Source organism: Streptomyces sp. NPDC088817 (assembly GCF_044750345.1).
GTDB lineage: Bacteria > Actinomycetota > Actinomycetes > Streptomycetales > Streptomycetaceae > Streptomyces.
In genome coordinates, this window is record NZ_JBIVJN010000020.1 from 21,577 (window position 1) to 46,358 (window position 24,782).

Annotated in this window: 25 protein-coding genes and 3 pseudogenes; 15 read left to right on the forward strand and 13 right to left on the reverse strand. The window is 71.1% G+C overall.

The features are described 5' to 3' along the window. Nucleotides 1-168 precede the first annotated feature (168 nt). The 3 genes from ACIP4X_RS30250 (at nt 169) to ACIP4X_RS30260 (ending at nt 2,511) form a co-directional block, all read left to right on the forward strand. On the forward strand, nt 169-1,020 hold the full coding sequence (locus tag ACIP4X_RS30250; RefSeq protein ID WP_358734970.1) for a helix-turn-helix transcriptional regulator: 852 nt from the start codon (nt 169-171) through the stop codon (nt 1,018-1,020). Then, nucleotides 1,017-1,217 carry a DUF397 domain-containing protein gene (locus tag ACIP4X_RS30255; RefSeq protein ID WP_358734968.1) on the forward strand — a complete coding sequence of 67 codons (201 nt, stop codon included), beginning with the start codon at nt 1,017-1,019 and terminating at the stop codon, nt 1,215-1,217. Before ACIP4X_RS30250 ends, ACIP4X_RS30255 begins: the two co-directional genes overlap by 4 nt. Before the next feature lie 85 nt (nt 1,218-1,302). Continuing rightward, entirely contained in the window at nt 1,303-2,511 is a 1,209-nt protein-coding gene (locus ACIP4X_RS30260) for a phosphatidylserine/phosphatidylglycerophosphate/cardiolipin synthase family protein (protein WP_401351425.1), read from the forward strand. A 107-nt stretch (nt 2,512-2,618) separates the two neighbouring features. On the opposite strand, the gene ACIP4X_RS30265 is transcribed toward ACIP4X_RS30260, so the two are convergent. After that, on the reverse strand, nt 2,619-2,789 hold the full coding sequence (locus ACIP4X_RS30265; protein WP_358737139.1) for a hydrophobic protein: 171 nt from the start codon (nt 2,787-2,789) through the stop codon (nt 2,619-2,621). 138 nt (nt 2,790-2,927) lie between these two features. Between ACIP4X_RS30265 and ACIP4X_RS30270 the strand changes: the two genes are divergently transcribed. Both ACIP4X_RS30270 and ACIP4X_RS30275 read left to right on the forward strand, forming a co-directional pair. Continuing rightward, a complete protein-coding gene (locus ACIP4X_RS30270) occupies nt 2,928-3,101 on the forward strand; it encodes a CsbD family protein (protein ID WP_391457263.1) in 174 nt (57 codons plus the stop codon). Nucleotides 3,102-3,239: 138 nt separating this feature from the next. Next, nucleotides 3,240-4,100: a YhjD/YihY/BrkB family envelope integrity protein gene (locus tag ACIP4X_RS30275; RefSeq protein ID WP_391457265.1), complete on the forward strand. Its 861-nt coding sequence runs from the start codon at nt 3,240-3,242 to the stop codon at nt 4,098-4,100. Here the strand turns inward: ACIP4X_RS30275 and ACIP4X_RS30280 are convergent. Genes ACIP4X_RS30280 through ACIP4X_RS30290 form a run of 3 tightly spaced genes read right to left on the reverse strand, consistent with a single transcriptional unit; the run spans nt 4,054 to nt 6,085 of the window. Then, nucleotides 4,054-4,392 carry a thioredoxin family protein gene (locus ACIP4X_RS30280; RefSeq protein ID WP_358737134.1) on the reverse strand — a complete coding sequence of 113 codons (339 nt, stop codon included), beginning with the start codon at nt 4,390-4,392 and terminating at the stop codon, nt 4,054-4,056. The genes ACIP4X_RS30275 and ACIP4X_RS30280 overlap by 47 nt on opposite strands. A gap of 11 nt (nt 4,393-4,403) precedes the next feature. After that, nucleotides 4,404-5,441, reverse strand: a complete 1,038-nt coding sequence (locus tag ACIP4X_RS30285) for a MerR family transcriptional regulator (RefSeq protein ID WP_401351428.1) — start codon at nt 5,439-5,441, stop codon at nt 4,404-4,406. Continuing rightward, entirely contained in the window at nt 5,435-6,085 is a 651-nt protein-coding gene (locus ACIP4X_RS30290; protein ID WP_401351430.1) for a HEAT repeat domain-containing protein, read from the reverse strand. The genes ACIP4X_RS30285 and ACIP4X_RS30290 overlap by 7 nt, the downstream gene beginning before the upstream one ends. A gap of 102 nt (nt 6,086-6,187) precedes the next feature. On the opposite strand from ACIP4X_RS30290, the gene ACIP4X_RS30295 reads away from it, so the two are divergent. From ACIP4X_RS30295 to ACIP4X_RS30305, 3 genes and pseudogenes are all read left to right on the forward strand, one after another. Further along, the gene (locus ACIP4X_RS30295; protein WP_401351432.1) at nt 6,188-6,469 is read left to right on the forward strand and encodes a transcriptional regulator; all 282 of its coding nucleotides are present in this window, start codon (nt 6,188-6,190) and stop codon (nt 6,467-6,469) included. Nucleotides 6,470-6,474: 5 nt separating this feature from the next. Beyond that, nucleotides 6,475-6,750, forward strand: a pseudogene (locus ACIP4X_RS30300) (hypothetical protein); the annotation flags it as partial. 73 nt (nt 6,751-6,823) lie between these two features. Beyond that, a pseudogene (locus ACIP4X_RS30305) lies at nt 6,824-6,988 on the forward strand (tRNA (adenosine(37)-N6)-threonylcarbamoyltransferase complex transferase subunit TsaD); the annotation flags it as partial. Between the two features lie 471 nt (nt 6,989-7,459). Here the strand turns inward: ACIP4X_RS30305 and ACIP4X_RS30310 are convergent. The 3 genes from ACIP4X_RS30310 to ACIP4X_RS30320 all read right to left on the reverse strand — a co-directional run bounded on the left by ACIP4X_RS30310 (nt 7,460) and on the right by ACIP4X_RS30320 (nt 10,731). Next, nucleotides 7,460-8,887 (reverse strand): non-reducing end alpha-L-arabinofuranosidase family hydrolase, encoded by a 1,428-nt coding sequence (locus tag ACIP4X_RS30310; RefSeq protein WP_358737126.1) that lies wholly within the window; start codon nt 8,885-8,887, stop codon nt 7,460-7,462. A gap of 790 nt (nt 8,888-9,677) precedes the next feature. Then, nucleotides 9,678-10,031 carry a DUF2399 domain-containing protein gene (locus tag ACIP4X_RS30315; protein ID WP_358737124.1) on the reverse strand — a complete coding sequence of 118 codons (354 nt, stop codon included), beginning with the start codon at nt 10,029-10,031 and terminating at the stop codon, nt 9,678-9,680. 223 nt (nt 10,032-10,254) lie between these two features. Beyond that, entirely contained in the window at nt 10,255-10,731 is a 477-nt protein-coding gene (locus tag ACIP4X_RS30320) for an SbcC/MukB-like Walker B domain-containing protein (protein WP_391457269.1), read from the reverse strand. A gap of 247 nt (nt 10,732-10,978) precedes the next feature. Here ACIP4X_RS30320 and ACIP4X_RS30325 point away from each other — a divergent pair, with 247 nt between their 5' ends. Then, nucleotides 10,979-11,425, forward strand: a complete 447-nt coding sequence (locus ACIP4X_RS30325; RefSeq protein WP_391457271.1) for a hypothetical protein — start codon at nt 10,979-10,981, stop codon at nt 11,423-11,425. Between the two features lie 142 nt (nt 11,426-11,567). Next, the gene (locus tag ACIP4X_RS30330; RefSeq protein ID WP_391457273.1) at nt 11,568-12,569 is read left to right on the forward strand and encodes an NAD-dependent epimerase/dehydratase family protein; all 1,002 of its coding nucleotides are present in this window, start codon (nt 11,568-11,570) and stop codon (nt 12,567-12,569) included. Nucleotides 12,570-12,577: 8 nt separating this feature from the next. On the opposite strand, the gene ACIP4X_RS30335 is transcribed toward ACIP4X_RS30330, so the two are convergent. Both ACIP4X_RS30335 and ACIP4X_RS30340 read right to left on the reverse strand, forming a co-directional pair. Then, nucleotides 12,578-13,690 (reverse strand): HAMP domain-containing sensor histidine kinase, encoded by a 1,113-nt coding sequence (locus tag ACIP4X_RS30335; protein ID WP_358737118.1) that lies wholly within the window; start codon nt 13,688-13,690, stop codon nt 12,578-12,580. 2 nt (nt 13,691-13,692) lie between these two features. Continuing rightward, the gene (locus tag ACIP4X_RS30340) at nt 13,693-14,427 is read right to left on the reverse strand and encodes a response regulator transcription factor (RefSeq protein ID WP_358737117.1); all 735 of its coding nucleotides are present in this window, start codon (nt 14,425-14,427) and stop codon (nt 13,693-13,695) included. A gap of 123 nt (nt 14,428-14,550) precedes the next feature. Between ACIP4X_RS30340 and ACIP4X_RS30345 the strand changes: the two genes are divergently transcribed. The 3 genes and pseudogenes from ACIP4X_RS30345 (at nt 14,551) to ACIP4X_RS30355 (ending at nt 16,765) form a co-directional block, all read left to right on the forward strand. Beyond that, nucleotides 14,551-15,246, forward strand: a complete 696-nt coding sequence (locus ACIP4X_RS30345) for a glycosyltransferase family 2 protein (RefSeq protein ID WP_358737116.1) — start codon at nt 14,551-14,553, stop codon at nt 15,244-15,246. Then, nucleotides 15,243-15,845 (forward strand): annotated as a pseudogene (locus ACIP4X_RS30350) (DUF2064 domain-containing protein); the annotation flags it as partial. The gene ACIP4X_RS30345 and the pseudogene ACIP4X_RS30350, both read left to right, overlap by 4 nt. A 155-nt stretch (nt 15,846-16,000) precedes the next feature. Continuing rightward, complete coding sequence (locus tag ACIP4X_RS30355; protein WP_358737113.1) at nt 16,001-16,765, forward strand: class I SAM-dependent methyltransferase; 765 nt, start codon at nt 16,001-16,003, stop codon at nt 16,763-16,765. Between the two features lie 334 nt (nt 16,766-17,099). Here the strand turns inward: ACIP4X_RS30355 and ACIP4X_RS30360 are convergent, their stop codons facing one another. After that, nucleotides 17,100-18,335: a molybdopterin-dependent oxidoreductase gene (locus ACIP4X_RS30360; RefSeq protein WP_391457278.1), complete on the reverse strand. Its 1,236-nt coding sequence runs from the start codon at nt 18,333-18,335 to the stop codon at nt 17,100-17,102. A 113-nt stretch (nt 18,336-18,448) separates the two neighbouring features. Here ACIP4X_RS30360 and ACIP4X_RS30365 point away from each other — a divergent pair, with 113 nt between their 5' ends. Then, nucleotides 18,449-19,876, forward strand: coding sequence for a hypothetical protein (locus ACIP4X_RS30365; protein ID WP_391457280.1), 1,428 nt, complete (start codon nt 18,449-18,451; stop codon nt 19,874-19,876). Between the two features lie 240 nt (nt 19,877-20,116). Here the strand turns inward: ACIP4X_RS30365 and ACIP4X_RS30370 are convergent, their stop codons facing one another. The 3 genes from ACIP4X_RS30370 to ACIP4X_RS30380 all read right to left on the reverse strand — a co-directional run bounded on the left by ACIP4X_RS30370 (nt 20,117) and on the right by ACIP4X_RS30380 (nt 24,375). After that, nucleotides 20,117-20,323, reverse strand: a complete 207-nt coding sequence (locus ACIP4X_RS30370; protein ID WP_401351436.1) for a hypothetical protein — start codon at nt 20,321-20,323, stop codon at nt 20,117-20,119. Nucleotides 20,324-20,808: 485 nt separating this feature from the next. Next, nucleotides 20,809-22,167, reverse strand: coding sequence for a TRAM domain-containing protein (locus tag ACIP4X_RS30375; protein WP_391457282.1), 1,359 nt, complete (start codon nt 22,165-22,167; stop codon nt 20,809-20,811). Nucleotides 22,168-22,314: 147 nt separating this feature from the next. Further along, nucleotides 22,315-24,375: an APC family permease gene (locus ACIP4X_RS30380; RefSeq protein WP_358737105.1), complete on the reverse strand. Its 2,061-nt coding sequence runs from the start codon at nt 24,373-24,375 to the stop codon at nt 22,315-22,317. 163 nt (nt 24,376-24,538) lie between these two features. On the opposite strand from ACIP4X_RS30380, the gene ACIP4X_RS30385 reads away from it, so the two are divergent. Then, entirely contained in the window at nt 24,539-24,682 is a 144-nt protein-coding gene (locus tag ACIP4X_RS30385) for a hypothetical protein (protein ID WP_358737149.1), read from the forward strand. The last annotated feature ends 100 nt before the right edge of the window (nt 24,683-24,782 follow it).

A 24,782-nucleotide genomic window follows, 5' to 3' on the forward strand; every position in this document is an offset into this window, starting at 1 on the left:
ACGGCCCGTCGGCAGGTCCGCCGCCGATACAGATCACGTTGTACTGGTTCACGCACTGGACTGGGTCGGTCGCCGTGCGTGAGCATGGATCGGTCTGGCGTGGCGCAGCCCGGACGACGAACGGTACGGCACGGGCACGGCCCGGTGGCACAGGGGAAGGCGGCTGCGATGACGACGGACAACGGTGGCGGAGCGGGCGGGAGTTGCGAGCCGGAACTCTCCGACAGCCTGAAGACCTTCGGCGCGGTCCTCAAGGCCCTGCGGGAGGAAGCAGCCCTGACCCAGGAGCAGTTCGCCCCGCTGGTGCGCTACTCACCCGCGTACATCGCCAAGATCGAGCAGGGCAAGCGATTCCCGCCGAAGGAACTGCTGAAGCGGTCGGACGAGGTCCTGGGCACGGTCGCGGCCCGCGTACTGGAGGCCGCGGCGAAGAGCCTGACACGGAAGGCGGGTCTGGCGTCGTGGTTCCGGCAGTGGGCGGGGGTCGAGGAGGACGCGAACTCGCTTTTCGCGTACGAGTGCACTGTCATCCCGGGCCTGCTTCAGCCCGAGCCGTACATTCGCGCCCTCTTCGACCGGCGCCTGCCGCCGCTGTCCGAGGAGCAGTTCGAGCACCAGGTCACGGCCCGGCTCGAACGCCAGCGCCTCTTGAGGGAGCGGCCGAACAGCACGTTCAGCTTCATCATCGAGCAGGCTCTGCTCGAACGCTGCTTGGCCGGTGTCGACGTCACACGGGCGCTGCTCGACAACCTGCTTGACGTGGGCCGTCTCCGCAACGTGGAGATCCAGGTCATGCCTCTGGTCCAAGAGGATCACGCGGGCTTCGAAGGCCCCCTCTATCTCGCTGAGACAGCCGAGAGGCGATGGGTCGGCTACGTGGAGGCCCACGACTGCAGCATGCTCGTCACCGACACAAAAGCCGCAAGCGCCATGCTTCAGCGCTATGGCAAGATGCGCTCACAGGCACTGAGCCATCAGGCCACCGCGAGCCTGCTGAAGCAGATGCGAGGAGTGCTATGACCACCACCGAACTTGCCTGGTTCAAGAGCAGCTACAGCGGCGGTGGAGGCGGCAACTGCGTTGAGGTCGCCCTGCGCCCCGGCACCGTCCTCATCCGGGACTCGAAGGACACGGACAGGCAGGCACTGACCGTGTCCCCCGACGCCTGGTCGGCGTTCACGACGCTGGCGGCCGACGCGTGCGGACGGCCGGAGTAAGGCGGCGGCCACCGGGCATCCGCTTGTCCGGGCTCGTCCGGCAGCCCGAGGCGTTCCGGCTCTCTGTCTCAGTGGGGGATGCGGCGTGATACTCGACGGTGTACCGGCACCCCCTGCTCGCGGCACCACGCCTGACGCAGCAGCGCGCAAGCAGCGACTGCGCCGCCGCCTGGAGCGGCTGATAGGCGTGGCCGCCACCGAAGGCAACGACCTGGTGCCTCTGCGCAACGGTGATGAGATCTTTCCCGCGATGCTCGGGGCGATCCGTTCGGCTCGGCACACCATCGACCTGATGACGTTCGTGTACTGGCGGGGTCAGATCGCCCACGACTTCGCCGTCGCTCTGGCCGACCGCGCCGGCGCGGGGGTGCGCGTGCGACTGCTGCTCGACGGCTTCGGCGCCAGGGAGATAGAGCGGCGGTTGCTCGACCTCATGAGCGCGGCGGGCGTGCAGGTGGCCTGGTTCCGCAAGCCCGTGTGGCTGTCGCCGTTCAAACAGAACCACCGCTGCCATCGAAAGGCCCTCGTCGTCGACGAGCGGACCGCCTTCACCGGGGGCGTCGGCATCGCGGAGGAGTGGTGCGGCAACGCGCGCAACCCCGCCGAGTGGCGCGACACCCACGTCCAGGTGCGCGGTCCGGCGGTGGACGGCATCGCGGCGGCGTTCGCACAGAACTGGGCGGAGTGCCACGACGAACTGTTCGACGACCGCGACCGCTTCACGGAACACGCGCAGGCCGGCTCGTCGGTGGTACAGGTCGTCCGCGGCTCCGCGAGCATCGGCTGGCAGGACATGCAGACCCTGGTCCGCGTCATGCTGACTTCCGCCGAGGAACGATTTCGGCTGGCCACCGCTTACTTCGCTCCCGACACCTATTTCATCGACCTGCTGTGCGAAACCGCCCGTCGCGGCGTGCGGGTCGAGATCCTGCTGCCCGGCCCCCACACCGACCAGCGTGCCTGTCAACTGGCTGGTCAGCACCACTACACGCGTCTGCTGCGGGCCGGTGTGCGGATCCGTCAGTACCAGCCGACCATGATGCATGCCAAGATCATCACCGTGGACTCGGTCGCCTCCCTCATCGGATCCACCAACTTCAACCGTCGGTCCATGGACCACGACGAAGAGGTCATGCTCGCCGTCCTGGACGAGACGTTCACCGCGGCACTCGACCGCGACTACGAAGCCGACCTGACGCACAGCGTGGACATCGACCTCACTCGATGGAGACGACGGGCAATGCTGCAACGCGCCGGAGAATTGGCGGTGGCACCGCTCCGCCGCTTTCTTTGAGCCGTCACGGCACCTGCGACTCAGCGGTGCCGCGCCACGCACAAATACGCGGGGCCCGGCCGTCACATCGGCCGGCCCCGCGAAGCGGACGCGTCATGCGAGTCAGGTCACCATCGGTACCAGCGGCCTCGGCCACCGCCGGCGGTGGTGGAGCGCATGACGAAGCCGAGAAGCCAGAGCACCAGGACGGCGATGGCGACCCACCAAAGGATCTTGATGGCGAAGCCGACACCGAAGAGAACCAGCGCGAGAAGCAGGACGAGCAGCAAAGGAACCATATTTATCAACCTCCTGTCCCCCGTCTGCCCCGCAATGCCACCGGCATGCCGCAACGGTTTCTTGTTTATGAAGGGAAAGCCGGGGCACAAGCGGGTTACCGCCACAGCGGTACACAAGTGACGAGGAGGCGCTGTTTCATGACTGCAGGCGAGAAGGCCAGGGCAAAGACCGAGCAGGTCGAGGGCAAGCTCAAGAAAGCCGCGGGAAGCGCCATCGGGAATGACCGCATGGTGGCCGAGGGGCAGGCGAAGAAGAGCAAGGGTGACGCCCGCGAGGCCAAGGAAAAGGTCAAGGACGTGTTCAAGCACTGACCTCACCCCTGGAATCGGGGAACTGAAAGGGGCCTTGCCGGACGTGATCCGGAAAGGCCCCTTTCACTTCCTCTCCCAGATCTCATCGGCACATACTCACCGAGCGGCCCGAGGACAGGAGATGAGAGCATCCGCCTCATGACCAATGCAGACGGTCGGGCGGGCCGATGGGCGGCGGCGTTGCGCCGTACGCCGGTGGCGGTCTGGAACGACGACGTCACGGACTGGGCCGCCGCTTTGACGTACTACGCGGTCCTGGCACTGTTTCCGGTGCTGCTGGTGATCCTCTCGATCGTGGGACTGACCATTCCGACGGCCAGACCGGAGGTCATCGACCGCGTCTCGCAGGCCGCCCCGGTGGCGTCCCGCGCTCTGCTGCGCAGCACCCTGCGGCAGATGGCCGAGCAGTCGTCGACGGCATGGACGCTGATCTTTGTCGGCGGAGCGGGAGCCCTGTGGTCGGGATCCAGCTATCTGAGCGTCTTCCGCCGGGCGCTGCACGCCATGCATGGCGTCAGCGCGCATCGGCCGGTCTGGCGCACCGCTCCGCGGATCATCGCCACGGCGCTCGTCCTGATCTCGCTGCTTCTCACGACCATCCTGGCGTTGTTCCTCACCGGCAACCTGACCCGGCGTCTGAGCCGGGCGCTGGACCTGGGTACCGGGCCGCAGGCCGTCTGGGGTGCGCTGCGGTGGCCGGTCCTGGCCGCGGTCGCCGTCGCCCTGGTGCTCGTGCTGTACCGTTCGGGCCCCGCGCCTTCCCGCCCCGTACGGAAGATGGCCCCCGGCGGCACCTTGGCGGTGGGGCTCCTGCTGGTCGTGTCGCTCGGATTCGGCGTCTACACCTCCCACGCCAGCACCTATCACCGCCTTTACGGCTCACTGGCGGGCGTCGTGGTCTTCCTGGTCTGGCTGTGGCTGGCCAACCTGGCCCTTCTGGTCGGTGCCCAGTTCAACGCGGAGCTGGCGAAGCCTGCTCAGAGGAAAAAGGCCGGGTGAGGGCCTGGACGAGCTGTTCGACGCTGGGCGCGCCTGCGAGGCCGCCCGGCGTCGAGTAGACGCGGCAGGTCAGGCCGTATGTCTCAGCGGCGGCGGGGAACGGATCCTGGCCGTCGATGCGAACCGTGGGAGAGCCGGGGAAGTGCAGTGCCTGGGCTTCCTCATCCGTTTCGACGGCGCGGAGTGTCACGCCCAGGTCGGAGAGGCCTGCGGCGGCGAGTGCCTCGGTGAGGTGCGCCTGGGCGACGGTCCAGTTCGGGCAGCCGGCGAAGTACAGAAGTTCGATGTACACGCCGCCATTCTTCAGGAATCCCCGTCGCCTCGGTCTTCGGGAGACCGCTGGTCGACCACCGTGACGAAGGCCGAGGCAACGAGGGCGACAGTGCGGTCGTCGTCCTGGGCCAGTTGGCGAAGGACCTCCTGTGCGGAGGTCCCCGACAGCTCGACGAGCGCCTGGGTCAGACGTATCCGCGTCGCGGAGTCGGCGGTCGGCGCGGCGAGTTCGTCGACCATTGCGGTCATGATCCGGTCCGCGCACCCGGGGTCCTGGGACAGCGTTCCCAGTACCTCCGCCGCCTCGACGTCGTGGGAACCCTCGACCACCATGCGGACGAGTGCCGGCACGGCCCCGGTCACGCCGCGCCTGCCCAGCGCCAGAGCGGCACGCCCGCGCACCCGCGCGTCCGGGTCCCCGAGCACGTCCGCGAGCACCGCGGCCGCTCCCGGGGCCTCGGCCATCTCGGCGATGGCCAGCACCGCGCGTCGCCGGATGTCGACGTCCTCCGAGTGCACGCCGGCGGCCAGAGCCGCCACGCCGTCGCCGCCCGAGCGGGCGAGTGCCCAGCGCAGGGCGCCCGCGACGTTGGGGTCGGATTCGGTCAGGACCGCCCCGGCCAGCAGCTCGGCGGGGACCGAAACGCCCTCCGGGCGGGTCAGGACGGCCTGCTGCCTGCGCGCGGCACTGGCCGAGTTGAGCCCCTGCATGAGTTCGACGATGCGCAGGACGTCCTGCCAGTCCGTGGGCGCCGACGCGTCGACGGCGCGGAGCCGCCGCAACAGCTCCTGTTCCCGCTCCAAGCGCTCCTCCGTCCACCGGATGAGGTCGCTGACCAGGGCGGACGGCGTGAAGGCGGGGTCCTCCAGCGCGCTCCCGATCTGCTTGAGCGAGAGCCCGAGGGACCGCAGGCTCTCCACGTGGAAGATCCTGCGGACGTCCTCGGCGGAGTACTCGCGGTAGCCGCCGACGGTGCGGCCCGTCGGTCGCACCAGCCCGAGGGCGTCGTAGTGCCGGAGCATCCGGGGGCTCACCCCCGAGCGACGGGCCACATCACCGATCAGCATTCCGCGCTCTCCACGGCAGCGGCTCGTTCCGGGCCGAGGCTCACGAATCGCCTCGCCTCGTCGACGGCCGCGTCGAAACCGGTCTCCGGGTTCCGCCGGAGCAGCCCGGTGGCACTGGCGTGCGCGGCCACCGCCGGGTCGGAGCTCGCCGCGGCCTTCTCCAGGGCAGGCTCTGCCACGTCGCCGAGGTCGACGAGGGCCCGGCTCAGACTCAGCCGCACAGTGCGGTCGCCGCGACCGAGCTGTGTGACCAGTTCGTCGGCCAGGTCCCTCTTCTCGTCCTCGGGCACGAGGACGACCGCGACGCGCCACGCGGTCCGTGCGACCTCGTCGTCGACGTCACGCAGCATCTCGCGCGTGATCCAGGCCCAGGCGCTCTTGTCGCCGATCTTGGAGAGCGTGTGCAACGCCTGGCTGCGGGCCCGGGTGCGCCCGGAGTCGAGTTCCTGTCGAATCCGCGGCAGGGTGATCTCCGGCGGGAGGCGGGTCAACGCCCAGGTCAGCATGTCCCGCACGAAGAAGTCCGGCTCGACCGCACACCGTTCGACGAGCGTCTCCAGGAAGCCGGGGTCGGGCTTCGAGCCGACCGCCAAAACCGCCTGAAGCCGGACCGACGAGTCCGCGGCGCTCAGAGCGTCGACCACGCGGGCGTTCTGCGGGGTTCCGTTTGTCGCTTCGATCGAAACCACCTCCTGCGCCCAGGGGACACCTTGCCACCATGTCAAGGTCAAGCCCGCTGTCGGCGGATGAGAAGACTCGCCGGACCCGGGGCGCGGTCGAGGCCGGCGCTGCTGCGCATGGCCTGGTCGGGGATGACGTCGTACGACATGGGCAAGCCTCGCCGGCGCATGGGCCTGTACCGAACTGTCCTGCACGAGGGCCTGCGCGACGATCTGCCCCGCTACCTCAACCGGGACCTGCTGCTCCAGTTGTGGCCGGTGCCGCGCACCCTCGTCGGCCGCACCGTTCGCGCCGTACGAGAAGACGCCTTCCCTCAGCTCGCCTCCCGCACCCGGGCAGCGGCGTGACAAACATGCCGGAGTCGCACACGCGACTCCTGGCGGATGTCATCGCGCTCGGCTCCCCCTGTGCCCTGGACCTCACCGGCGGGTATGCCGTACGCGCGGGCCTGGAAGCCCGCGGCTGGAGCGCGCAGGCGCTGGAGACCGCACCCTTGTCCGCCCGCTTCACAGTGTCCGACCCAGCCACCGGGCAGGAGTGCGAGGTGGACATCCTCAAAGAAGTCTTCTGGCGGCCGGTCGCTGAAAGCCAGTACGGGCCAGTCGCGGAGGAGGATGTGATCGGAACATCCGGATGAGACCGGCGCCGTCCGGGACACCGACGGCGGCGTCATGGCCAGAAGCAACTGACCTGCGCCCTTCCGCTGCCGCGCGGCCGGCATCGAGCTGTGCGTGCCGCCGCTCCGGCTGTGCACGGACAATGGCGCGATGATCGCCGCGGTCGGTGATCTCCTCGTCCGGGCCGGCACCGAACCCGCCCCGCTGGACGTTTCCATCGACCCGTCCGCACTCCTGGAAGCGGTCGCCGAAGACGCCCCTGAGGAGCGCTCCTGGTTGCTCACTTCTGTCCAGGCGTCCCGGGCGATGTCGTTCTACCGCGGTCAGGGCCGGGTCCAGGCCACCCATCCTTCCCCGGACGGCAAGGGCGTTGTCGTCTTCCCTCGACCCTGCCATGGCCCTGTGCCGCCACGCCCCCCGTACGAGCCGGCGCACCCGGTGGCTCGCAGTCAGCCCCTACCTGACTCGAGCGACGGTCCAGCCCCGCGACTCAGCCCTGAGGCATCGCCGCAACCCCGCTCGCCAACCCGTCATGGCCGGAGGTGCTGCCGGCAGCCGACGACCACCGAGCCACCGCGGACGCCGGCGGCGACCATCACGGAAGAGGCGTTCCGGCGGTCGTCAAGGTGAGAGGAACCCCGGCCGCCGCACGACTGGGGTTCCTCGATGCGGTGAGTGTCGGTCAGCGGGTGGAACCGCCGACGCCGTGAACCGGGAACGTCAGCGCTGCAGGGTGAGGACACCCGGCCGCCAGGGCAGTTGGTTGTAGTCGCCGCCCGCGGTGGGGGACTTGCCCTGGTAGAGGAACTGCAGGTTGCAGGGGTCGATGGTCATGGTCTGGTCGGGGTTGTTGCGGACCAGGTCACCGTGGCTGATGTCGTTGGTCCAGGTGGCGCCGCTGTTGGCCTTGCCCGCGAAGGGGGTGCTCTCACTGGTGGCCTGCGGGGCCCACGAGCCGCTCAGGCTGGAGGCCGTGAAGGAGCGGAAGTAACGCCCGTTCGCGCCCATCGCCTCGACGATCATCAGGTACTGGTTCTGGCCCTGAACCTTGTAGACCTGTACGCCCTCGAAGAGATTGGCCTTCGTGTCGCTCATGATCGTCGTGTAGGACGATCCGAAGTTGCCCGGGAAGTTCCCGATCGGCATGCTCGCGCGGTAGACCTTGCCGTTGTCACCTGCGAAGAACAGGTACATGTTCTGACCGTCGGCGATCAGCGTCTGGTCGATCGGGCCGGTGTCGGAGCCGGAGATGCTCCCGGTGAACAGCGGCTGCGGAGAGGACCAGCCGTTGGGGTTGGTGGGGTCGCTCGACGTGCGGTAGATGAAGGGCCACGCGCCCCACTGGTACGCCAGTACCCAGATGTTCTTGGGCGCGAAGTAGAACAGCGTGGGCGCCACCGCAGCCTGGCTCATCCCGGTCTGACCCGCCGACGCCATGTCCGACCAGTTCGTGAAGGGGCTGAACATCATCGAGCCGTACGACGACCCCGACACGTTCGACGCGTAGACCAGGTGCTTGCCGTTGTACGTCACGGTGGTGAAGTCCTTCACCGCGGCCCACCCGTTCGCCGGCTGAGCCAGCACGCCCGTCGACGTCCACCGGTACGTCGACGGAAGGGAACACGTGCCGTCTGTCGGGGGCGCCCCGGACAGGCCGGTCCACTTCTGGTTGCTGCCGCCATTGCACGTCCAGATCTGCGCCGCCGTACCGTTGGCCGTACCGGCCCCCCTGGCCTCCAGGCACAGCCCGGACTCCGCTCCGACGACCGTGCCATCGGAGTTCACCCGCCACTGCTGGTTCGCACCGCCGGAACAGGACCAGATCTGCACCGGGGTACCGGCCGCGGTGGCGTGGCCCGGAACATCCAGGCACTTGTCGCCGTACACGGTGAGCTGGTTGCCGTCCGTCAACGTCCACTGCTGGTTGGTCCCACCCCAGCAGTCGTAGATCTGCAGGTATGTTCCGTTGGCCTGGCCGGCACCCGGCACATCGAGACACCGGTTCGAACCGACACCGCGCAAGGCGCCACTGGTGGCCGCCTGAGCCGGGGTGGTGGCGACGAGCATCGCCGCCAACGCGGCCAGGGCCGCGACCGCGGCCACGAGCACCGCGGACGGATGCCTGCGGGTGAAACCTCTTCTGCGCATGGGGACTTCCTCAACCTTGAGTGGCGGTTCCGGCCGGCCTCGTCGGAGGCCGGCGCAGATTGACAAGAACATGACAGGTACACACGCGGCACCACTCCTTGCGGCTCGGCGTTCAGGGAGGCGGCCCGGAGATTCCCTGCCGTGCGATGGAGCGACTCAGGGTGCGTTCGTTCGCGATATCGAACAAGGGTCGAAGTGTCGAGCATCCTGAATCATAGGGAACCGATGAACAGCGTCAATACCTCTCACATGTGTCGCTGCCGACGCCGAAACATTTCGCAGGGCCGACGCGCGAGACGGCGCATGTCACACCGCCAAATGGCCAGGTGTAACACCGCTTGACGCCGGAGTACAACGATCTCGCGGACGGCATCGACGCCATGTCGGCCGCGCCTCCAGCATCCGTGGCGCACCGGATTTCCGAACAGCGTCAGAAATTTCGCCCCTCTCCTCGGGTGACCGGGAAAGGGGTCCCGGGCGCCCCCGGACATGTCGGCGACGACTGCTCCACCTCCTCGTGACCGCCGTGCCGGCGGTCACCGCGTCCGTGGCTGCCCCCTCCCACTCCACCACCACGCCCGCGTCGCCTCCCTGCGTCTGACGGCTGTTCGGAACCGGCGTCATCCGTGCGTCAGGAAGGCACCGTGGCCGCGTGGCGCCGGCCCGCGAATCGCCCCCGAACCGTTGGGAACCGCGGCTCGGACGGGGTTTCCCGGCGTCCACCTTCCGTACCCCGCAAAAACAGGTCGCCCTACCCGCCCAAAACCCGTGAACAGGGAGTACCAGCAAATCAGAAGCGGCTTCCTCGCCTGACCTCTTCGGCCAGGTCTGCCAACAGGACGTCAGCCACCAGTTCCTCGACCACGGCGGTGCCGCGGTCGGTCATGGCACGGGTCAGCTCAGGATCCCAAGGAGCCTCGGTGAGACGGCCGGGCTCAGGTCCGTGCGGTGTGCGGGCGCTCGCGGCACGGTAGTCCGCCGCCGTCATGCGCCAAGGCCGGGCCGGGGTCTTGTCCAGGAGATGGGCGGTAATGCGGATGCCTTCGCCATCGAAGTCGCCGTGACAGCGGAGGATGGCTCCCTGGTCCGCGAGGAGGCGCAGAAGGTGGATGGCCGCGCTGTTGGGCCAGCCGGATGTGCACACGAGCGGCGGACAGCCCGAGCCGAAGCGTCGGAGGGACGAGGGTCCGGCAGACGGTCAAGGCCGAGGAGGTCGGCGAGGGCCTCGCGTCGGGCATCGTCGAGCGGTCCGGGGCGCACCCGGGTGACCGGTCGGCCGGAGGAGAGGCGGCTGTGGACCGTGAGCCAGAGCGGGCGGAGTTCGGGACGGCGCAGAGTGTGTTCGCCCGGGGCCGGTTCAGGGTGGGTCATTCCGTCTCCCAGTCGGCGCCGTTCCAGACGAAGCGGACGCTGGTGACAGCGTCGTCGTCGCCGTCGGTGAGGAGCTGGTGGACCGCGATACCTGGCAACTCCCGGTAGCTGCACCACTCGTGGTCGGAGGTGACCATGAGATCAAGGTCGAGTGCGGTGAGCAGGGCGAAGACCTGTCCGCGGTTGACCGCGTCCACGCCGACGAAGACCTCGTCGAGCAGGATGGGCCGGGGCGCCATGGGCACGGCCTCGTAGTGGGCGGCGACGGCGGCGAACAGGGGCAGATGCAGTGCGATGGCCTTCTCTCCGCCGGAGAGTGCGCCGTGCAGCTTCTTGGTCAGCGGCTGCCAGCCGGTTCCGTTCGCCCGGTCGAGGCGCACCGTGAAGCGCTGCCAGGCGGTGTAGTCGAGCACCTCGCCCAGCTGCTCCTCCCAGCTCGCGGCAGCGGCGCAGTTCGGCGCGCGCCTCGGCAACGCGTGCGACGATCTGCCGGTAGTCCTCGCCGACGGTGGCCTCCACCGCCTCAAGACGCGCCCTCAGTCCCGCCGCCTCCGCTTCGGCGGCGGCGGCGCCCTCGGCCTGCTCCTCGGCGGCTCGGCGCGAGCGGTCTGCCTGTGCGGCCATCTGGCGGGCCCTGTCGCCGGCGGCGGTGGCGGTGAGACGGGCGTCCACCCAGCTGTCGGCGGTGTCCCGGAACCTGTCGATGTCGGTGGAGAGTTGATGCAACCGGTCGCGGTCGGTGGGCAGTCCGTGTTCTGCGGCCCGGCGGCTGAGCGTGCGCAGAGCGGCCGCCACCTCGGTCTCGCACCGGGCCAGATGGGCAGCCGCGTCGCGCACGGCGTCGTCCCTGGCGGCCACCTTTTCCTCGGCTCGGTCCCAGTCACGCCGACGGGTGTCGAGTTCCCGGTAATCCGGTCGGGCCGCGCGGTCGGCGTCCAGTCGGGCGCGGCGAGCGCCGAGGCCGCGCAGTTGTTCGTCGAGCGCGGCGAGGGAGGCATTCATCTCGCCGATGCGCTCGGTCAGTTCACCGATCCTGCGCTGCCGGGCCCGCCGCCGTGCGAGGGCGCCGATGTAAGCCGGTTCCGGCTTGCTCCAGGTCCCGGTGGCGATCGCGAGACGCCAGGCACCGTCGGTGGAGACGGCCGCGGGGTGACCGACGGGCAGTGAAGTGCCGTACGCGACACCGGCGAGGATGCGGGTCACGGTGTCGGCCGGGACGGGGATGAAGCACTTCTGTGCATGCCTTACGGAGTGATGACGTGCGGGTGCGGACCCGTGATGCGGGGCGGTGCGGGCCTAGCGTGGCCGTATGCGTGTACTGGTCACCGGCGGTGCCGGGTTCATCGGGTCCCATGTCGTCGCCGCGCTCCGGGAGCGCGGACACGAGCCGCTCGTGTTCGACGTGCGGAGGGATCCCGGCGCCGACGTGCGGGACCCGGCAGCCGTCGCCGGCGCCCTGTCCGGTGTGGACGCCGTGTGTCACCAGGCCGCGATGGTCGGGCTCGGCAACGGGGTCGCCGACGCGGCGGAGTACGTCTCACGCAACGACCTCGGCACCGCCGTGCTGCTCGCCGCCATGGAGGAGGCCGGCGTCGGGCGCCTCGTGCTGGCCGGGTCGATGGTGGTCTACGGGGAAGGGAGGTACGAGTGCCCGCGGCACGGGGTCGTAGGGCCCGGGCCGCGTGCCGTCCCCGACCTCGACGCCGGCCGGTTCGAGCCCGTCTGCCCCGTGTGCGGGGACGGCCTACTGCCCGGCCTCGTGGGCGAGGACGCCCCTACCGATCCCCGGAACGTGTACGCGGCGACCAAACTCGCCCAGGAGCACCTGGCCGCCGCCTGGGCACGCTGCACCGGCGGGTCGGCGGTGTCGCTGCGCTACCACAACGTGTACGGGCCCGGAATGCCCCGCGACACCCCGTACGCCGGCGTCGCCTCCTTCTTCCGCTCGGCCCTCGCCCGGGGCGAGTCACCGCGCGTGTTCGAGGACGGGCGGCAGTTGAGGGACTTCGTGCACGTGCGGGACGTGGCGGCGGCCAACGCGCTGGCGCTGGAGGCGGGAGCCGCCCGGGGTGCGCTCACGGCGTACAACACCGGCAGCGGCGAACCGCACACCGTCGGCGCGATGGCACGGGCGCTGGCCGCCGCGTACGGCGGTCCCGAGCCGGTCGTCACCGGCGAGTACCGGCTCGGGGACGTACGGCACATCACCGCGGACTCGTCGCGGCTGCGGGCCGGGCTGGGATGGAAGCCGGAAGTCGGTTTCGAGGAAGGCATGACGGAGTTCGCGCGGGCCGGAATGCGGGGAACGTAGGCGCGCGGTCAGGAAGCGGCGGCGGGCAGCACCACCTCGAAGCGGCAACCGCCGGGAATGTTGCGCACGGTGGCCCGGCCCTGGTGCGCCTCCACGATCCCCCGGACGATGGTGAGGCCAAGGCCCGCGCCGGCCGGGGGCGTCCGGGCGTGCGTGCCGCGCCAGCCGGTGTCGAAGACGCGCGGCAGGTCCTCCTCGGGGATGCCGCCGCAGCCGTCCGTCACCGACAGCACCACGCCCTCGGGAGAACGCTCCGCGGCGACCGCGACAGTGCCGTCGGCGGGCGTCCGGCGGATGGCGTTGACCAGCAGGTTGCCCAGCACCCGGCTCATCTCCTTGCCGTCCACCTCCACCGGTACCGGCTCGATGCCGTCACCCACCAGCCGCACCCCGTGCTCCCGGGCGAGCGGGTCGGCTCCCGCCAGCGCGTCACCGACCAGGTCGTACAGGGAGATACGAGTGGGAGCCAGGGGCAGGGTGCCGGCGTGGATGCGGGAGAGCTGGAAGAGGTCGCCGACCATGTCGTTGAGGCGGTCGACCTCGGTGCGCATCTGCCGCAGGTAGCGGTCGGGGTCGGCGGCGACGCCGTCCTCCAGAGCCTCCGACATGGCGCGCAGGCCGGCCAGCGGCGTACGCAGGTCGTGGGAGATCCAGGCGACGAGTTCGCGCCGGGAAGTCTCCAGCGCGCGTTCCCGCTCCCGGGATTCGGCGAGTCTGGCGCTGGTGGCGACCAGTTCGCGGCTCAGTTCGTCCAGTTCGGCGGTGGCCGGGCCCCGGGGCGCGGCGAAGTCGCCGCCGTCGCCGAAGGAGCGTGCGGCCACCGCGAGTTCGCGGCTGCGGGCGACGACCCACCGGCCCAGCAGCAGCGCGGTGGCCAGGGATACGACGGCCGCCATGGCTACGACGGTCGTGACGACGGTCAGGTCGTGCGGCGACAGGAACATCGCGCGGGCGACGGCGAGCGTGCCCGCGAGCATCGCGACGACCCCGACCGTCGCGACCACAGCGAGCGAGGCGGTCAGCGAGCGGCGCCGGATCAGGCGCAGTACGCCCGCTCCGGCCACGCCCGTGGCGGCGGCACCGGCGAAGGCGTACAGGGCGATGAGGAGGGTGTCACGCACGGTCAATCCTCGTCCTCGATGGGGCCGAAGCGATAGCCCACGCCCCACACGGTCTGGATCAGGCGGGGCCGGGCCGGGTCGTCCTCCACCTTGCCGCGCAGGCGGCGTACATGGACCGTGACGGTCGACAGGTCGCCGAAGTCCCAGCCCCACACCGCGCGCATCAGGTCCTCCCGGCCGTAGGCCCGTCCCGGATGGCGCAGAAAGAAGGAGAGCAGGTCGAACTCCCTTAGAGTGAGCGCGAGTTCGGCGCCGTTCTTGGTGGCCCGGCGGGCCGCCGGGTCGACGGTCAGACCGGCCGACCCCAGTCGGTGTCCCGCGGCGGCGGGCCTGCTGCGGCGCAGCACCGACTCCACGCGCAGCACCAGCTCGCGGGGGCTGAAGGGCTTGGTGACGTAGTCGTCGGCGCCGACCTCCAGGCCCAGGATGCGGTCGTCCTCCTCACCGCGGGCCGTGAGCATGATGACCGGCACGGGGCCGTGGCCCCGAATACGCCGGCACACCTCCAGGCCGTCCATGCCGGGCAGCATCAGGTCGAGCACGACCAGGTCCGGCCGGTGCGCGGTGGCCCGGGCAAGGGCCGTCGGGCCGTCGTCGGCGCGGTCGACGAGGTAACCGGCGCGGTCCAGATACCCGGCGACGACCTCGGCGACGGTCGGATCGTCGTCGACGACCAGGATTCGGGGGGATTCGTCGGCGGCTTGCGCCCCCGGGCGTTCAGACGGCTCCTGCGGCATGCCTCCAGCGTGGCACCGCGCCGTCGCGGCGGCGCACCCGGACACCGCCCCGGCCCTGGACGTCCGCGTTTCGTAAGGAGCGGGCGTCCGGTATGCCCCGATTCGTATTCGTAGGGTGAGACCGTGACGAGGACTTCTTCGGACGTCGACGTGGTGTTGCCCTGCCTGAACGAGGCCGAGGCCCTTCCCTGGGTGCTCGAACGGATCCCGCCGGGCTGGCGCGCGCTCGTCGTCGACAACGGTTCCACCGACGGCTCGGCCGAGGTCGCTCGCGCGTGCGGCGCGACCGTCGTGCACGAGCCGCGCCGGGGCTTCGGCGCCGCCTGCCACGCCGGGCTGACCGCCGCCACCGCCGAGGTGGTGTGCTTCTGCGACGGCGACGCCTCCCTCGACCCATCGCTCCTGGTCCCCTTCGTCCGTGAGATCCGGGACGGCGAGGCCGACCTGGTGCTCGGCCGACGGCGTCCGCGGGGCCGGGGCGCGTGGCCCGCGCATGCCCGCGCCGGCAATCTGGCGCTCGCGCGGATGCTGCGGCGCCGCACCGGGCTGCGGCTGCACGACCTCGGTCCCCTGCGCGCAGCCCGCCGCGAGCAGCTGCTCGCCCTCGGCCTCACCGACCGGCGCAGCGGCTATCCGCTCCAGATGGTCGTGCGCGCCGCCGACGCCGGCTGGCGGATCGCCGAGTACGACGTGCCGTATCTGCCACGCACCGGGGACTCGAAGGTGACGGGCACCTGGCGCGGCACCTGGCAGGCCGTACGGGACATGAGCCGCGTGTTGAGCGAACCCCCAGCGCACGGAGGAGGAACCATCCGTTGACCACGCTCCTCGTCATCGCCAAGGAGCCGCGGCCGGGCCGGGTCAAGACCCGGCTCACTCCGCCGTTCACGCCCGGTCAGGCGGCTCGGCTGGCCGAGGCGGCCCTCGCGGACACGCTGCACGCCGTGGCGGCCACGCCCGCCTCCCGGCGCCTCCTCGTCCTGGACGGCGCCCCCGGCCCCTGGCTGCCGCCCGGCTTCTGCGTCGTACCGCAGCGCGCGGGCGGTCTCGACGAGCGGCTGGCGGACGCCTTCGCACGCTGCGAGGGCCCGGCCCTGCTCATCGGCATGGACACCCCGCAGGTGACGCCGGAACTGCTCACCGTGGACTTCACCGACTGCGACGCCCACTTCGGCCCGGCCGAGGACGGCGGCTTCTGGGCGCTCGGCCTGGCGCGCCCCGATCCCGGTCTGCTGCGGGGCGTGCCCATGTCGACCTCGGTGACGGGAGCGGTCCTACGGGACCGGCTCCTCGCCGCAGGCCTGCGGGTGCGCGACCTGCCGTCCCTCCGTGACGTCGACACCGCCGCCGACGCCCACGCCGTCGCCGTCCTGGCCCCGCACGGCCGCTTCGCGGCACGGCTGGCCCGGTGCACGGCGACGGCGGGGCCGGATGGGCGGACGGTCGAGGGGGGCGACTCGTCCCTGGCCACGAAAGCGGACTCCGGACCGACCTCCCCACCCACCGACCGACCGGACTCCCCGGCAGACCCCCGGCCCGTCACGGAGCCGGCTTTGCCCCTGGCCATACGCCGATGACCGCCCCGCCCACCGCCGCCCTCCCCTGGGCGACCGCCGACCCGTACGACGCCGCCCTGCGCGCCGGCCGGGGCCCGCTGTTCCTTCGTCGCACCGACGGCTGGCTGCTGCCGCTGGAGGTGGAACGCTGGTGCTCCGGGGCCGACGCGGTCGACCGGGACGTACTGGACCGCTGCGAGGGAACCGTGCTGGACGTGGGATGCGGGCCCGGGCGCCTGGTGGCGGAACTCGCCGCCCGGGGCCGGGCCGTCCTCGGGATCGACGTCAGCGAGGCCGCGGTGGACCACACCGTGCGACTCGGGGGCCGTGCGCTGCGACGCTCGGTCTTCGAGCCACTGCCCGACGAGGGGCGCTGGGACACCGCCCTGCTCATGGACGGCAACGTCGGCATAGGCGGTGACCCGTGTGCGCTCCTGGACCGGGTGGCCGGGCTTCTGCGCCCCGGCGGCCTACTGATCGCCGAGACCGCCCCGGTGGACGTCGACGAACGCGCCCAGGTGCAGGTCGTCGGCCTCACCGACGCCGGTGGAACCGACGCGCCCTTCCCCTGGGCGCGGCTCGGCACGCGGGCGCTGCTCCAGTACGCACAGGGCTGGGAGCGGGCCGGTCAGTGGACAGTCGGCGGACGCTGCTTCGCCGCCCTGCGCAGCCGGAGCAGCCGCAGCGCCAGCAGCAGCGCCGAGCCGCCGAAGAGGACGGCGGTGATCAGCAGCCAGCGGGCGAGGAACACGTCCGCCGGCAACCCGGTGCCGAACCGGTAGCGCCGCTCCACCATGCCGCTGATCAGCGGGAACCACACGAGAAGGAGCAACCCGGAAAGGGCTGCCGGTACGCGCACGTACGGCACCCACTCCCGGCGCCGGACCGCGCCGAGTCCCCGGACGACCGCCCGGTCCGCGACCGCGTACAGCGGCAGCAGCACGAGGTCGTGCAGCAGCGCCACCCCCACGAACCACAGCACCACGCCGTACCAGTCGCCCATGAGCAGCCGCACACCCGCGTAGGCGGCAAGCGCGAACGAGCAGGCAAGCAGCAGGAGTTGCAGGGGGCCGCCGCCGAGCGGAACTCGGGGAAGCCGGGAAAGCCGGGGAAGCATCACAGGTCTCCGAACGTCATCCGGGCCACCCACTTGGTGTTGAGCACACCAGGCGCGGCTGGCACGATGACGCGCGCCGGGTGGCCGTGGTCGGGGGACAGCTCCTCGCCGTTGACGTACAGGGCGAGCAGGGAACGCGGATCGGCCACCTGGTTGGCGCGCAGGGCGGCCTTCCGGAAGGCGCCGCTCCGCTGCAGGGACTCGACGAACACGTCCGGCGGGTCGTCGTACCCGACGAGCGCCGCGAGGTCGCGCAGCCGCACCCCGCGCCACCACTGGTCCGACGTCGACCAGCCCTCCACACAGGCGATGGGCAGTGCCGCGCTGTACAGGGGAAGCCGGAGCAGCTCCTCCCGGCGGAGGCGGACGGTGCCCGTACGTCCCGTGACGACGAGCCGCCAGGCATCCTCGCCCGTCTCCGCCGCGTCGATCCCGGCGTAGGCGGCGGTCTTGTTGATCTGGAAGCCGTTCGGGCCGGTGCCGGGGTCGCCGCCGCCGTGCGGTGCGAGGAGGGCGGTGCGCCGCAGCGGACCGTCGAAGCTCCGTCCCACCGTGGTGGCGAACAGCAGCGTCGAGCCGCCCCCGACGAACCACAGGGCGCCCCTGCGGGAGACGGTCGGCTCGGCGGGGCGCGGGGACACCAGGTCGTTGCTCTCCTCTCGCAGGTGCCGCAGATTGCGCAGCGCCGTGGGCGTCTTCAGCAGGGCATGGGCGGCGAACGCGGCGAAGAACACCCACGCTCCGTAGAAGTGCAGCGGGTAGAAGGAGCCGGGGAAGACGTAGTCGAGCTGGACGTTGAGCACGCCGGTCACGAACTCGAACAGTGCGCCGCCCACCAGGAGCAGCAGCGATATCCGCTCCAGGGCGTGCGCGAGCGAGCGGGCCGGCGGCAGCGCGAACAGCCTCGGCACGACGGACCACAGCTTGGCGAGCAGGACGGGGATCAGGGTGATGCCCAGGGTGACGTGGACGCCCTGGTTGAGCCGGTAGAGCCAGTGCGGGCTCGTCGGCCAGGCGAAGAGGTAGAAGCCGAGGATCCCCTTGTCCGGTGTCTTGTCGTTCACCGGCGACAGACCGGGGTTGTAGGCGGCGTACGAGACCAGACCCGTCACGAACAGCACCGTGATGCCGACGAGCAGGACAAGGCCCAGCACCGAGGTGAACCAGGGGCCGCGCAGGGGGCTGCGCCAGAAGCCGGGCGAGGAGGGAAGCCGTGGGGCGTCAGGGTCGCGCATGTCCCGACGGTAGGCCGGAACCACTCCGCGAAAGGGTGCGCAACCCATGACGGAATGCTGACATCGGGCCCGCACAGCGGACCGTGAGCGACCGTGCGGCCTAGCGTTCCGGTGTGATTCGTACCCTGCCCTCCACCGAGCCCGGCACCGCGCGCTCCGGCGTGCCCCGTGGCCGGAGCCGTGACCTGTACGCAGCCGGGGCCGCCGCGCTGCTCGTGACGACGGCCGTGCTGGTCGGCCGCCATATCCAGGGGACCCGCCGTACGCTGTTCGTCAACTGGCCCCCATTGCTGGCGTCATGGGAACCCCACCTCGGCCCTGGCACCCCGGTGGCCGTCCTGGTGGCGATCGCCGCAGTGGCGTACGGCCCCTCCCTCGCGGCCCGTCTCCCCTGGCGGGCCCTGCTTCCCCTGACGTGGGGCACGGCCATGGCCTGGACCTACTCCCTGGCCCTGATCGACGGCTGGCAGCGGGGCATCGCCGCCCGGCTCACCACCCGCCACGAGTACCTCCAGGTCATCGACCGCTTCCATGACATCCCAGCGGCGCTGCGGGGCTTCACCCAGCACATCCTGCTCGGCTCCCCCGACAACTGGCCCGCCCACGTCGCCGGCCACCCGCCCGCGGCCACGCTCACCTTCGTCCTGCTCGACCGGGTCGGGCTGCGGGGCGGGGGCTGGGCCGGGCCGTGGTGCATCACCGTCGGGGCGACGGCCTGCGCGGCCGTGCTGATCACGGTCCGCGCCCTGGCCGACGAGTCACTCGCCCGAGGGGCGGCGCCCTTCCTCGTCCTGGCTCCGGCCGCCGTGTGGATGGGCACCTCGGCCGACGCGTACTTCGCGGCGGTGGCCGCGTGGGCAGTGGCGCTGCTGGCACTGGCGGTCACCGGACGGTCTCTGTGGTGGGCGGGGGCGTCCGGGCTGCTGTTCGGCCTGACCGGCTACCTGTCGTACGGCCTCACGCTCGTCGCACTGATAGCGGCGGCGGTACTGGTACTCGGCCGACAAGGAATCCGGGGGCGCCCCGCCCTGCTGGTGCCCCTGATCGCCGGACTGGCGGTGGTCCCGACGGCGTTCACGCTCGCCGGGTTCAACTGGTGGGAGGCGTACCACCTGCTGGTCACGCGCTACTACCAGGGCGCCGGCGGTGTCCGTCCCTACGGCTACTGGGTGTGGGCCAACCTCGCCTGCACGGTACTCGTCACGGGCCTGGCGACGGCGGCGGGCCTGCGGCGGACCGGTGCGGTGCTCGTCCGGCGCCGCGGCGACGTGCCCGCCCGGACGGCCGAGGCCCGCCTCGCACTCCTGGTCTCCGCCGCCCTCCTCGCCCTGCTGGCCGCCGACCTGTCCGGCATGAGCAAGGCGGAGACGGAACGCATCTGGCTGCCCTTCGCACTGTGGCTGCTCCCGGCGTGCGCGTTCCTCACCCGCCCCCAAGCTCTCGGTTCCACCCGAACAGGCGTGGCTTCCGCCCGCGCCTGGCTCACCGCCCAGGCACTGCTCGCCCTGCTCCTCAACCACCTGCTGCTCACCGGGTGGTGACCGCTCCCGAGGAGGCGGAAGCTTGAGGCCACGCCGATCACCGTGACGGCCGGGGCGGGATTGACACGGTCCTACGTTCCGAGCACGACAAGTCGGTCGGCCGGCTCAGCCACCAAAGCGCGCTGCGTGCCGTACACGCATCCGTCATGGCGGTGAGGAGAGGGGCGATCGTGATGACCAGGGCCAGTCCGGCCAGCATGCCGTAGAGCGGTGGGCCCGGACGGCAGATCCCGGACGTGATCAGGAGCGCAGTGGCGGCGGCCGGGGGTGGGGGACGTCGAACACGTGCGGGAGGAAGACGGTCGCCCCCACCGCGAGGGCCTGAGCGCTGATCTGCCGTGCGGTGTTGTGGTCCTGGGGGACGACGGACGGGTGGTTCCACAGCCCGAAGACGGCGAGACAGACGAGGCCGCAGACCACTGCCGTGCCGTGGGCCAGCAGGGCCATGCGCCATCGCACCCCACGGCGCCGGCGTCGGACCGGGCCAAAAGAAGATATGCCGTCGGCCCCAGAGTCGTGGTCGGCGTCACCCAGCCGACGAGCCGACCGGCCTCACCGACTCCGGCGAGCAGCAGGGCGGACGGGAGGAACAGCCGGGAACCAGCGACGAGCCGGTTGCGCACCCTGGGGAGGCAGTCGCGGCGCGGCGCCTCGGGGAAGCTCACGTCGGCCTGCCGAGGGGTGCCTTCCGTTCCCGCTTCCGGTTCATCGGCACCACATGCCTCTCCGTCCAAGGTTTCCTGTTTTGCGTGCCGCTGGGCCGGCCCGTCCGCTCACGGACTGGTTCGCCTTCTACCCAGGCGGCCTCACGGTCGCTGAACGGAATCACTCGCGGAGCCCGGATTGCGGAGCCCGGCAGCGATGCCGCACGTTCACCATTCGCTCGCCGGGGAAACAGGTCAAGAAGCTACCCTGAAACAGAAAATCGCAGGTCAGGCGCCCTTTGCTGCAGGCTCCAGAATCGCCACGCACTCCACGTGATGCGTCATCGGAAACAGATCGAACGCGCGCAGCGTCCGTACCCGGTAACCGCCCTCGCGGAAGTACGCCAGGTCTCGGGAGAGGGCGGCCGGGTCGCAGGCGACGTAGGCGATGCGGCGGGCGGCGAGGGAGGTGAGGTGGGCGACCGTGGTGCGGCCGGCGCCCGCTCGGGGCGGGTCGAGGACGATCAGGTCGACCTCGGTGATGCCGGTGCGCGGGAGGACGGACTCGACCTTGCCCTGTTCGACGCGGACGCGGGGGAAGTCGGCGAGGTTGTGCCGGGCGTCCTCCACCGCGCGCTTGCCGGACTCGATGCCGAGGACCGCGCCCTTGTCGCCGACGCGGTCGGCCAGGGCGCCGGCGAAGAGGCCGACGCCGCAGTAGAGGTCGAGCGCCATGTCGCCCTTGCGGGGCAGCAGGCCCTGCATGACCGCCGTGACCAGGGTGTCCGCCGCCTTCGGGTGGACCTGCCAGAAGCCGCCCCCGCCCACGCGGTGGGTGCGGCCGTCGGCGCGTTCGCGGACGAACGGGCGGCCGTGCACGCGGTGGACGCCGCCGGTCTTCTCGTCGACCCGGAGGACCGAGACCGGCTTGTCCAGCTCCACCAGCGGCAGGCGGGCGCCCGGGCGCGGGGTCAGGATCACCTGGCGGTCCTGGGAGCCCGTCGCCGCGATCGCCTCGACGGACTCCATGCCCGTCCAGTCGCGCCGCTCGATGCCCAGCTCGCTCACCCCGGCGGCCGCGATCATGCAGTGGTCGATCGGCTCGACCTCGTGCGAGCGGTGGCGGCGCAGGCCGGCCTTCCCCGTGGCGGGGTCGACCGCGTACTGCACACGGGTGCGCCACTGCGGGACCTCGCCCGCGGGCAGCTTGTCGCCCTCGGCGGGCATCACCGTGCCGTCCCAGCCGGCCTCCTCGGGCGTGAGGCCCGCGAGCCGCTTCAGCTGCTCGGCGAGCACCTCGCCCTTGAGTCGCCGCTGGGCGCCCGGCTTGGCGTGCTGCCAGTCGCAGCCGCCGCAGCGGCCGGGGCCCGCGTAGGGGCAGGGTGCCTCGATACGGTCCTTGGAGGCGTCGATGATCCGTACCGCGTCCGCGCGCAGGAACCGGGCACCCTCCTCGCCCTCGGTCACCTTGGCCACGACCCGCTCACCGGGCAGCGCGTGCCGTACGAACAGCACCTGGCCCTCGGCGGTACGGGCGATGCAGTGGCCGCCGTGCGCGACGGGGCCGATCTCGACCTCGTACTCCTGGCCCACCAGCGAGGCGCCCTGCTCCTGGCCCACCCGCGAGTTCTTCGGTTCTGCGTGCATGGTGGGGTGACTCCAGATCGGGAAAGGCGGACGGCCGGACAACAGCCCACCAGTCTACGTGGGTGCTGTCCGGCCCTTCACCATCAGGTACGTGGGCCGCCCCCAGCCCGCAGGCCCATCAGGGTACGAGCCCGCCCTTCGGGCCCGTCAGCCCTTGGCCGCCGGCGACTCCTTCGGCTCCTTCGGGCGTTCCTGGGCCGGACCACGCCGCACCGCACCCGGCGCGCTCCACTCCTGGCGCCTGCGGGCACGCTGCTTGGCCGCCTCGGAGGAGGCCAGCTGGTAGGGCACCGAGGTGACCATCACGCCCGGCGTGAACAGCAGCCGGCCCTTCAGGCGCAGCGCGCTCTGGTTGTGCAGCAGGTGCTCGTACCAGTGGCCGACGACGTACTCGGGGATGATCACCGAGACGGCGTCGCGCGGGGACTCCTTGCGCAGGCTCTTGACGTACTCGATGACCGGGCGGGTGACCTCGCGGTAGGGCGAGTCGAGCACCTTCAGGGGTACGTCGATGCCGCGCCGCTCCCACTCCCCGCGCAGCGCCCGGGTCTCGGCCGGGTCCACGTTGACGGTGAGGCCCTCCAGGGTGTCCGAGCGCATCAGCTTGGCGTACGCCAGGGCGCGCAGGGTGGGACGGTGGATCTTGGAGATGAGGACCACGGAGTGGACGCGGGAGGGCCGGACGGTGTCGTCGTCCGGGCCGTCGGGGGCCGCGATCTCCTCGGTGACGCGGTCGTAGTGCTTGCGGATCGCGGTCATCGTCGCGAAGAAGATGCACATGCCGAGCAAGGCCACCCAGGCGCCGTGCGTGAACTTGGTGACGAGGACGACGACCAGCACCGTGCTGGTGAGGAACGCGCCGAAGGTGTTGATGGCACGGGAGCGGATCATGTGGCTGCGCCGGGCCGGGTCCCGCTCGGTGGCCAGGTGGCGGTTCCAGTGCTTGACCATGCCGACCTGGCTGAGCGTGAAGGACACGAACACGCCGACGATGTACAGCTGGATCAGCCGGGTGGAGTCGGCGCCGTAGACGACGGTCAGCAGGATGGCGGCGCCCGCGAGCAGCACGATGCCGTTGGAGAAGGCGAGCCGGTCGCCGCGGGTGTGCAGCTGGCGGGGCAGGAAGCGGTCCTGGGCGAGGATCGAGCCGAGCACCGGGAAGCCGTTGTACGCGGTGTTCGCGGCCAGGAAGAGGACCAGCGCCGTCGCCGCGGCCAGGATGAGGAACAGGAAGCTGCCCTTGCCGAAGACGGCCTCGGCGACCTGGGAGATCACCGGGTTCTGCACATAGTCCGGGCCGACCGGGACGCCGCCCCGCAGGAGGTTGGCGGCCGGGTTGTCGGACATGCGGACGCCGGTCGTCATGGCCAGCGTGACGATGCCGCAGAACATCGTCACGGCCAGCAGGCCGATCATCGCCAGCGTGCTCGCCGCGTTCCTGGACTTCGGCTTGCGGAAGGCGGGGACGCCGTTGGAGATCGCCTCGACGCCGGTGAGCGCCGCGCAGCCGGAGGAGAAGGCGCGCAGCAGCAGGAAGACGAGGGCGAATCCGGCCAGTCCCTGGTGCTCGGCCTTGATGTGGAAGTCGGCGGTCGGCGCCCGCATGGTGTCGCCGAGGACGAGTCCGCGGAAGGCGCCCCACGCGATCATGATGAAGACGCCGGTGACGAACACGTACGTGGGGATGGCGAAGAGCGTGCCCGACTCCTTCACCCCACGCAGGTTCATCAGCGTCAGCAGCACGATCACGGCGACCGCGCACAGCACCTTGTGCTGGACGACGAAGGGGACGGCGGAGCCGAGGTTCTCGATGCCGGAGGAGATGGAGACGGCGACGGTCAGGACGTAGTCGACCAGCAGCGCGCTGGCGACGGTCAGGCCCGCCTTGGAGCCGAGGTTGGTGGTCGCCACCTCGTAGTCGCCGCCGCCGCTCGGGTAGGCGTGCACGTTCTGCCGGTAGGAGGCGACCACGGTCAGCATCAGCACGGCCACCGCGACCGCTATCCAGGGGCTGAAGTGGTACGCCGACACGCCCGCGACGGACAGGACCAGCAGCACCTCGCCGGGCGCGTAGGCCACGGAGGACAGCGAGTCGGAGGCGAAGACGGGTAGGGCGATGCGCTTCGGCAGGAGCGTCTCGCTCAGCCGGTCACTGCGCAGTGCGCGCCCGATCAGAATACGTTTGGGCACGTCGGTCAGTTTGGACACAACAGAGCATCGTAGGCGTTGGGCCCCGGGGTCGTGCACCCACCGGTCCAGATCTGCCTCACGAGTGAATTCCGGTACCGAAGACCCTGCGAATTCCGCAGGCGGGGTGTTCGCCGTGCCTTGATGTCTGGACCCCGCTCCCCGCCGACCCCCCGGAGGTCCCGTGCCCCCTACCGCGGAGCTGATCGGCGCCGCCGCAGCGTTGCTCGGCCTCGGATTCCTGACCCTGCGCAGCGTGCGCAGCATCACGCGGCGCCGGCCCTTCGAGGCCGAGCGGACCGGAGTGGGACGCCTCGGGGCCGAGTGAGGCGCCGCGCACCGCGGAGGCGTTAAGGACGCGACAGGGGGTGCCCGCCCCGGACCGGGCATGTGTAGCTTGTCCCTCTGTCTGAGACCCTGATGGGGCT

Excerpts from the sequence above, each read along its gene's own strand:
- ACIP4X_RS30285 (WP_401351428.1), bottom strand. The coding sequence starts at position 5,441 with ATGCTGATCGGTGATGTGGCCCGTCGCTCGGGGGTGAGCCCCCGGATG.
- ACIP4X_RS30340 (WP_358737117.1), bottom strand. The coding sequence starts at position 14,427 with ATGCCGCAGGAGCCGTCTGAACGCCCGGGGGCGCAAGCCGCCGACGAA.
- ACIP4X_RS30355 (WP_358737113.1), top strand. The coding sequence starts at position 16,001 with ATGACCGCCCCGCCCACCGCCGCCCTCCCCTGGGCGACCGCCGACCCG.
- ACIP4X_RS30270 (WP_391457263.1), top strand. The coding sequence starts at position 2,928 with ATGACTGCAGGCGAGAAGGCCAGGGCAAAGACCGAGCAGGTCGAGGGC.
- ACIP4X_RS30275 (WP_391457265.1), top strand. The coding sequence starts at position 3,240 with ATGACCAATGCAGACGGTCGGGCGGGCCGATGGGCGGCGGCGTTGCGC.
- ACIP4X_RS30250 (WP_358734970.1), top strand. The coding sequence starts at position 169 with ATGACGACGGACAACGGTGGCGGAGCGGGCGGGAGTTGCGAGCCGGAA.
- ACIP4X_RS30375 (WP_391457282.1), bottom strand. The coding sequence starts at position 22,167 with ATGCACGCAGAACCGAAGAACTCGCGGGTGGGCCAGGAGCAGGGCGCC.
- ACIP4X_RS30330 (WP_391457273.1), top strand. The coding sequence starts at position 11,568 with ATGCGTGTACTGGTCACCGGCGGTGCCGGGTTCATCGGGTCCCATGTC.
- ACIP4X_RS30325 (WP_391457271.1), top strand. The coding sequence starts at position 10,979 with ATGCAACCGGTCGCGGTCGGTGGGCAGTCCGTGTTCTGCGGCCCGGCG.
- ACIP4X_RS30370 (WP_401351436.1), bottom strand. The coding sequence starts at position 20,323 with ATGGCCCTGCTGGCCCACGGCACGGCAGTGGTCTGCGGCCTCGTCTGT.
- ACIP4X_RS30360 (WP_391457278.1), bottom strand. The coding sequence starts at position 18,335 with ATGCGCGACCCTGACGCCCCACGGCTTCCCTCCTCGCCCGGCTTCTGG.
- ACIP4X_RS30265 (WP_358737139.1), bottom strand. The coding sequence starts at position 2,789 with ATGGTTCCTTTGCTGCTCGTCCTGCTTCTCGCGCTGGTTCTCTTCGGT.
- ACIP4X_RS30255 (WP_358734968.1), top strand. The coding sequence starts at position 1,017 with ATGACCACCACCGAACTTGCCTGGTTCAAGAGCAGCTACAGCGGCGGT.
- ACIP4X_RS30310 (WP_358737126.1), bottom strand. The coding sequence starts at position 8,887 with ATGCGCAGAAGAGGTTTCACCCGCAGGCATCCGTCCGCGGTGCTCGTG.
- ACIP4X_RS30295 (WP_401351432.1), top strand. The coding sequence starts at position 6,188 with ATGAGAAGACTCGCCGGACCCGGGGCGCGGTCGAGGCCGGCGCTGCTG.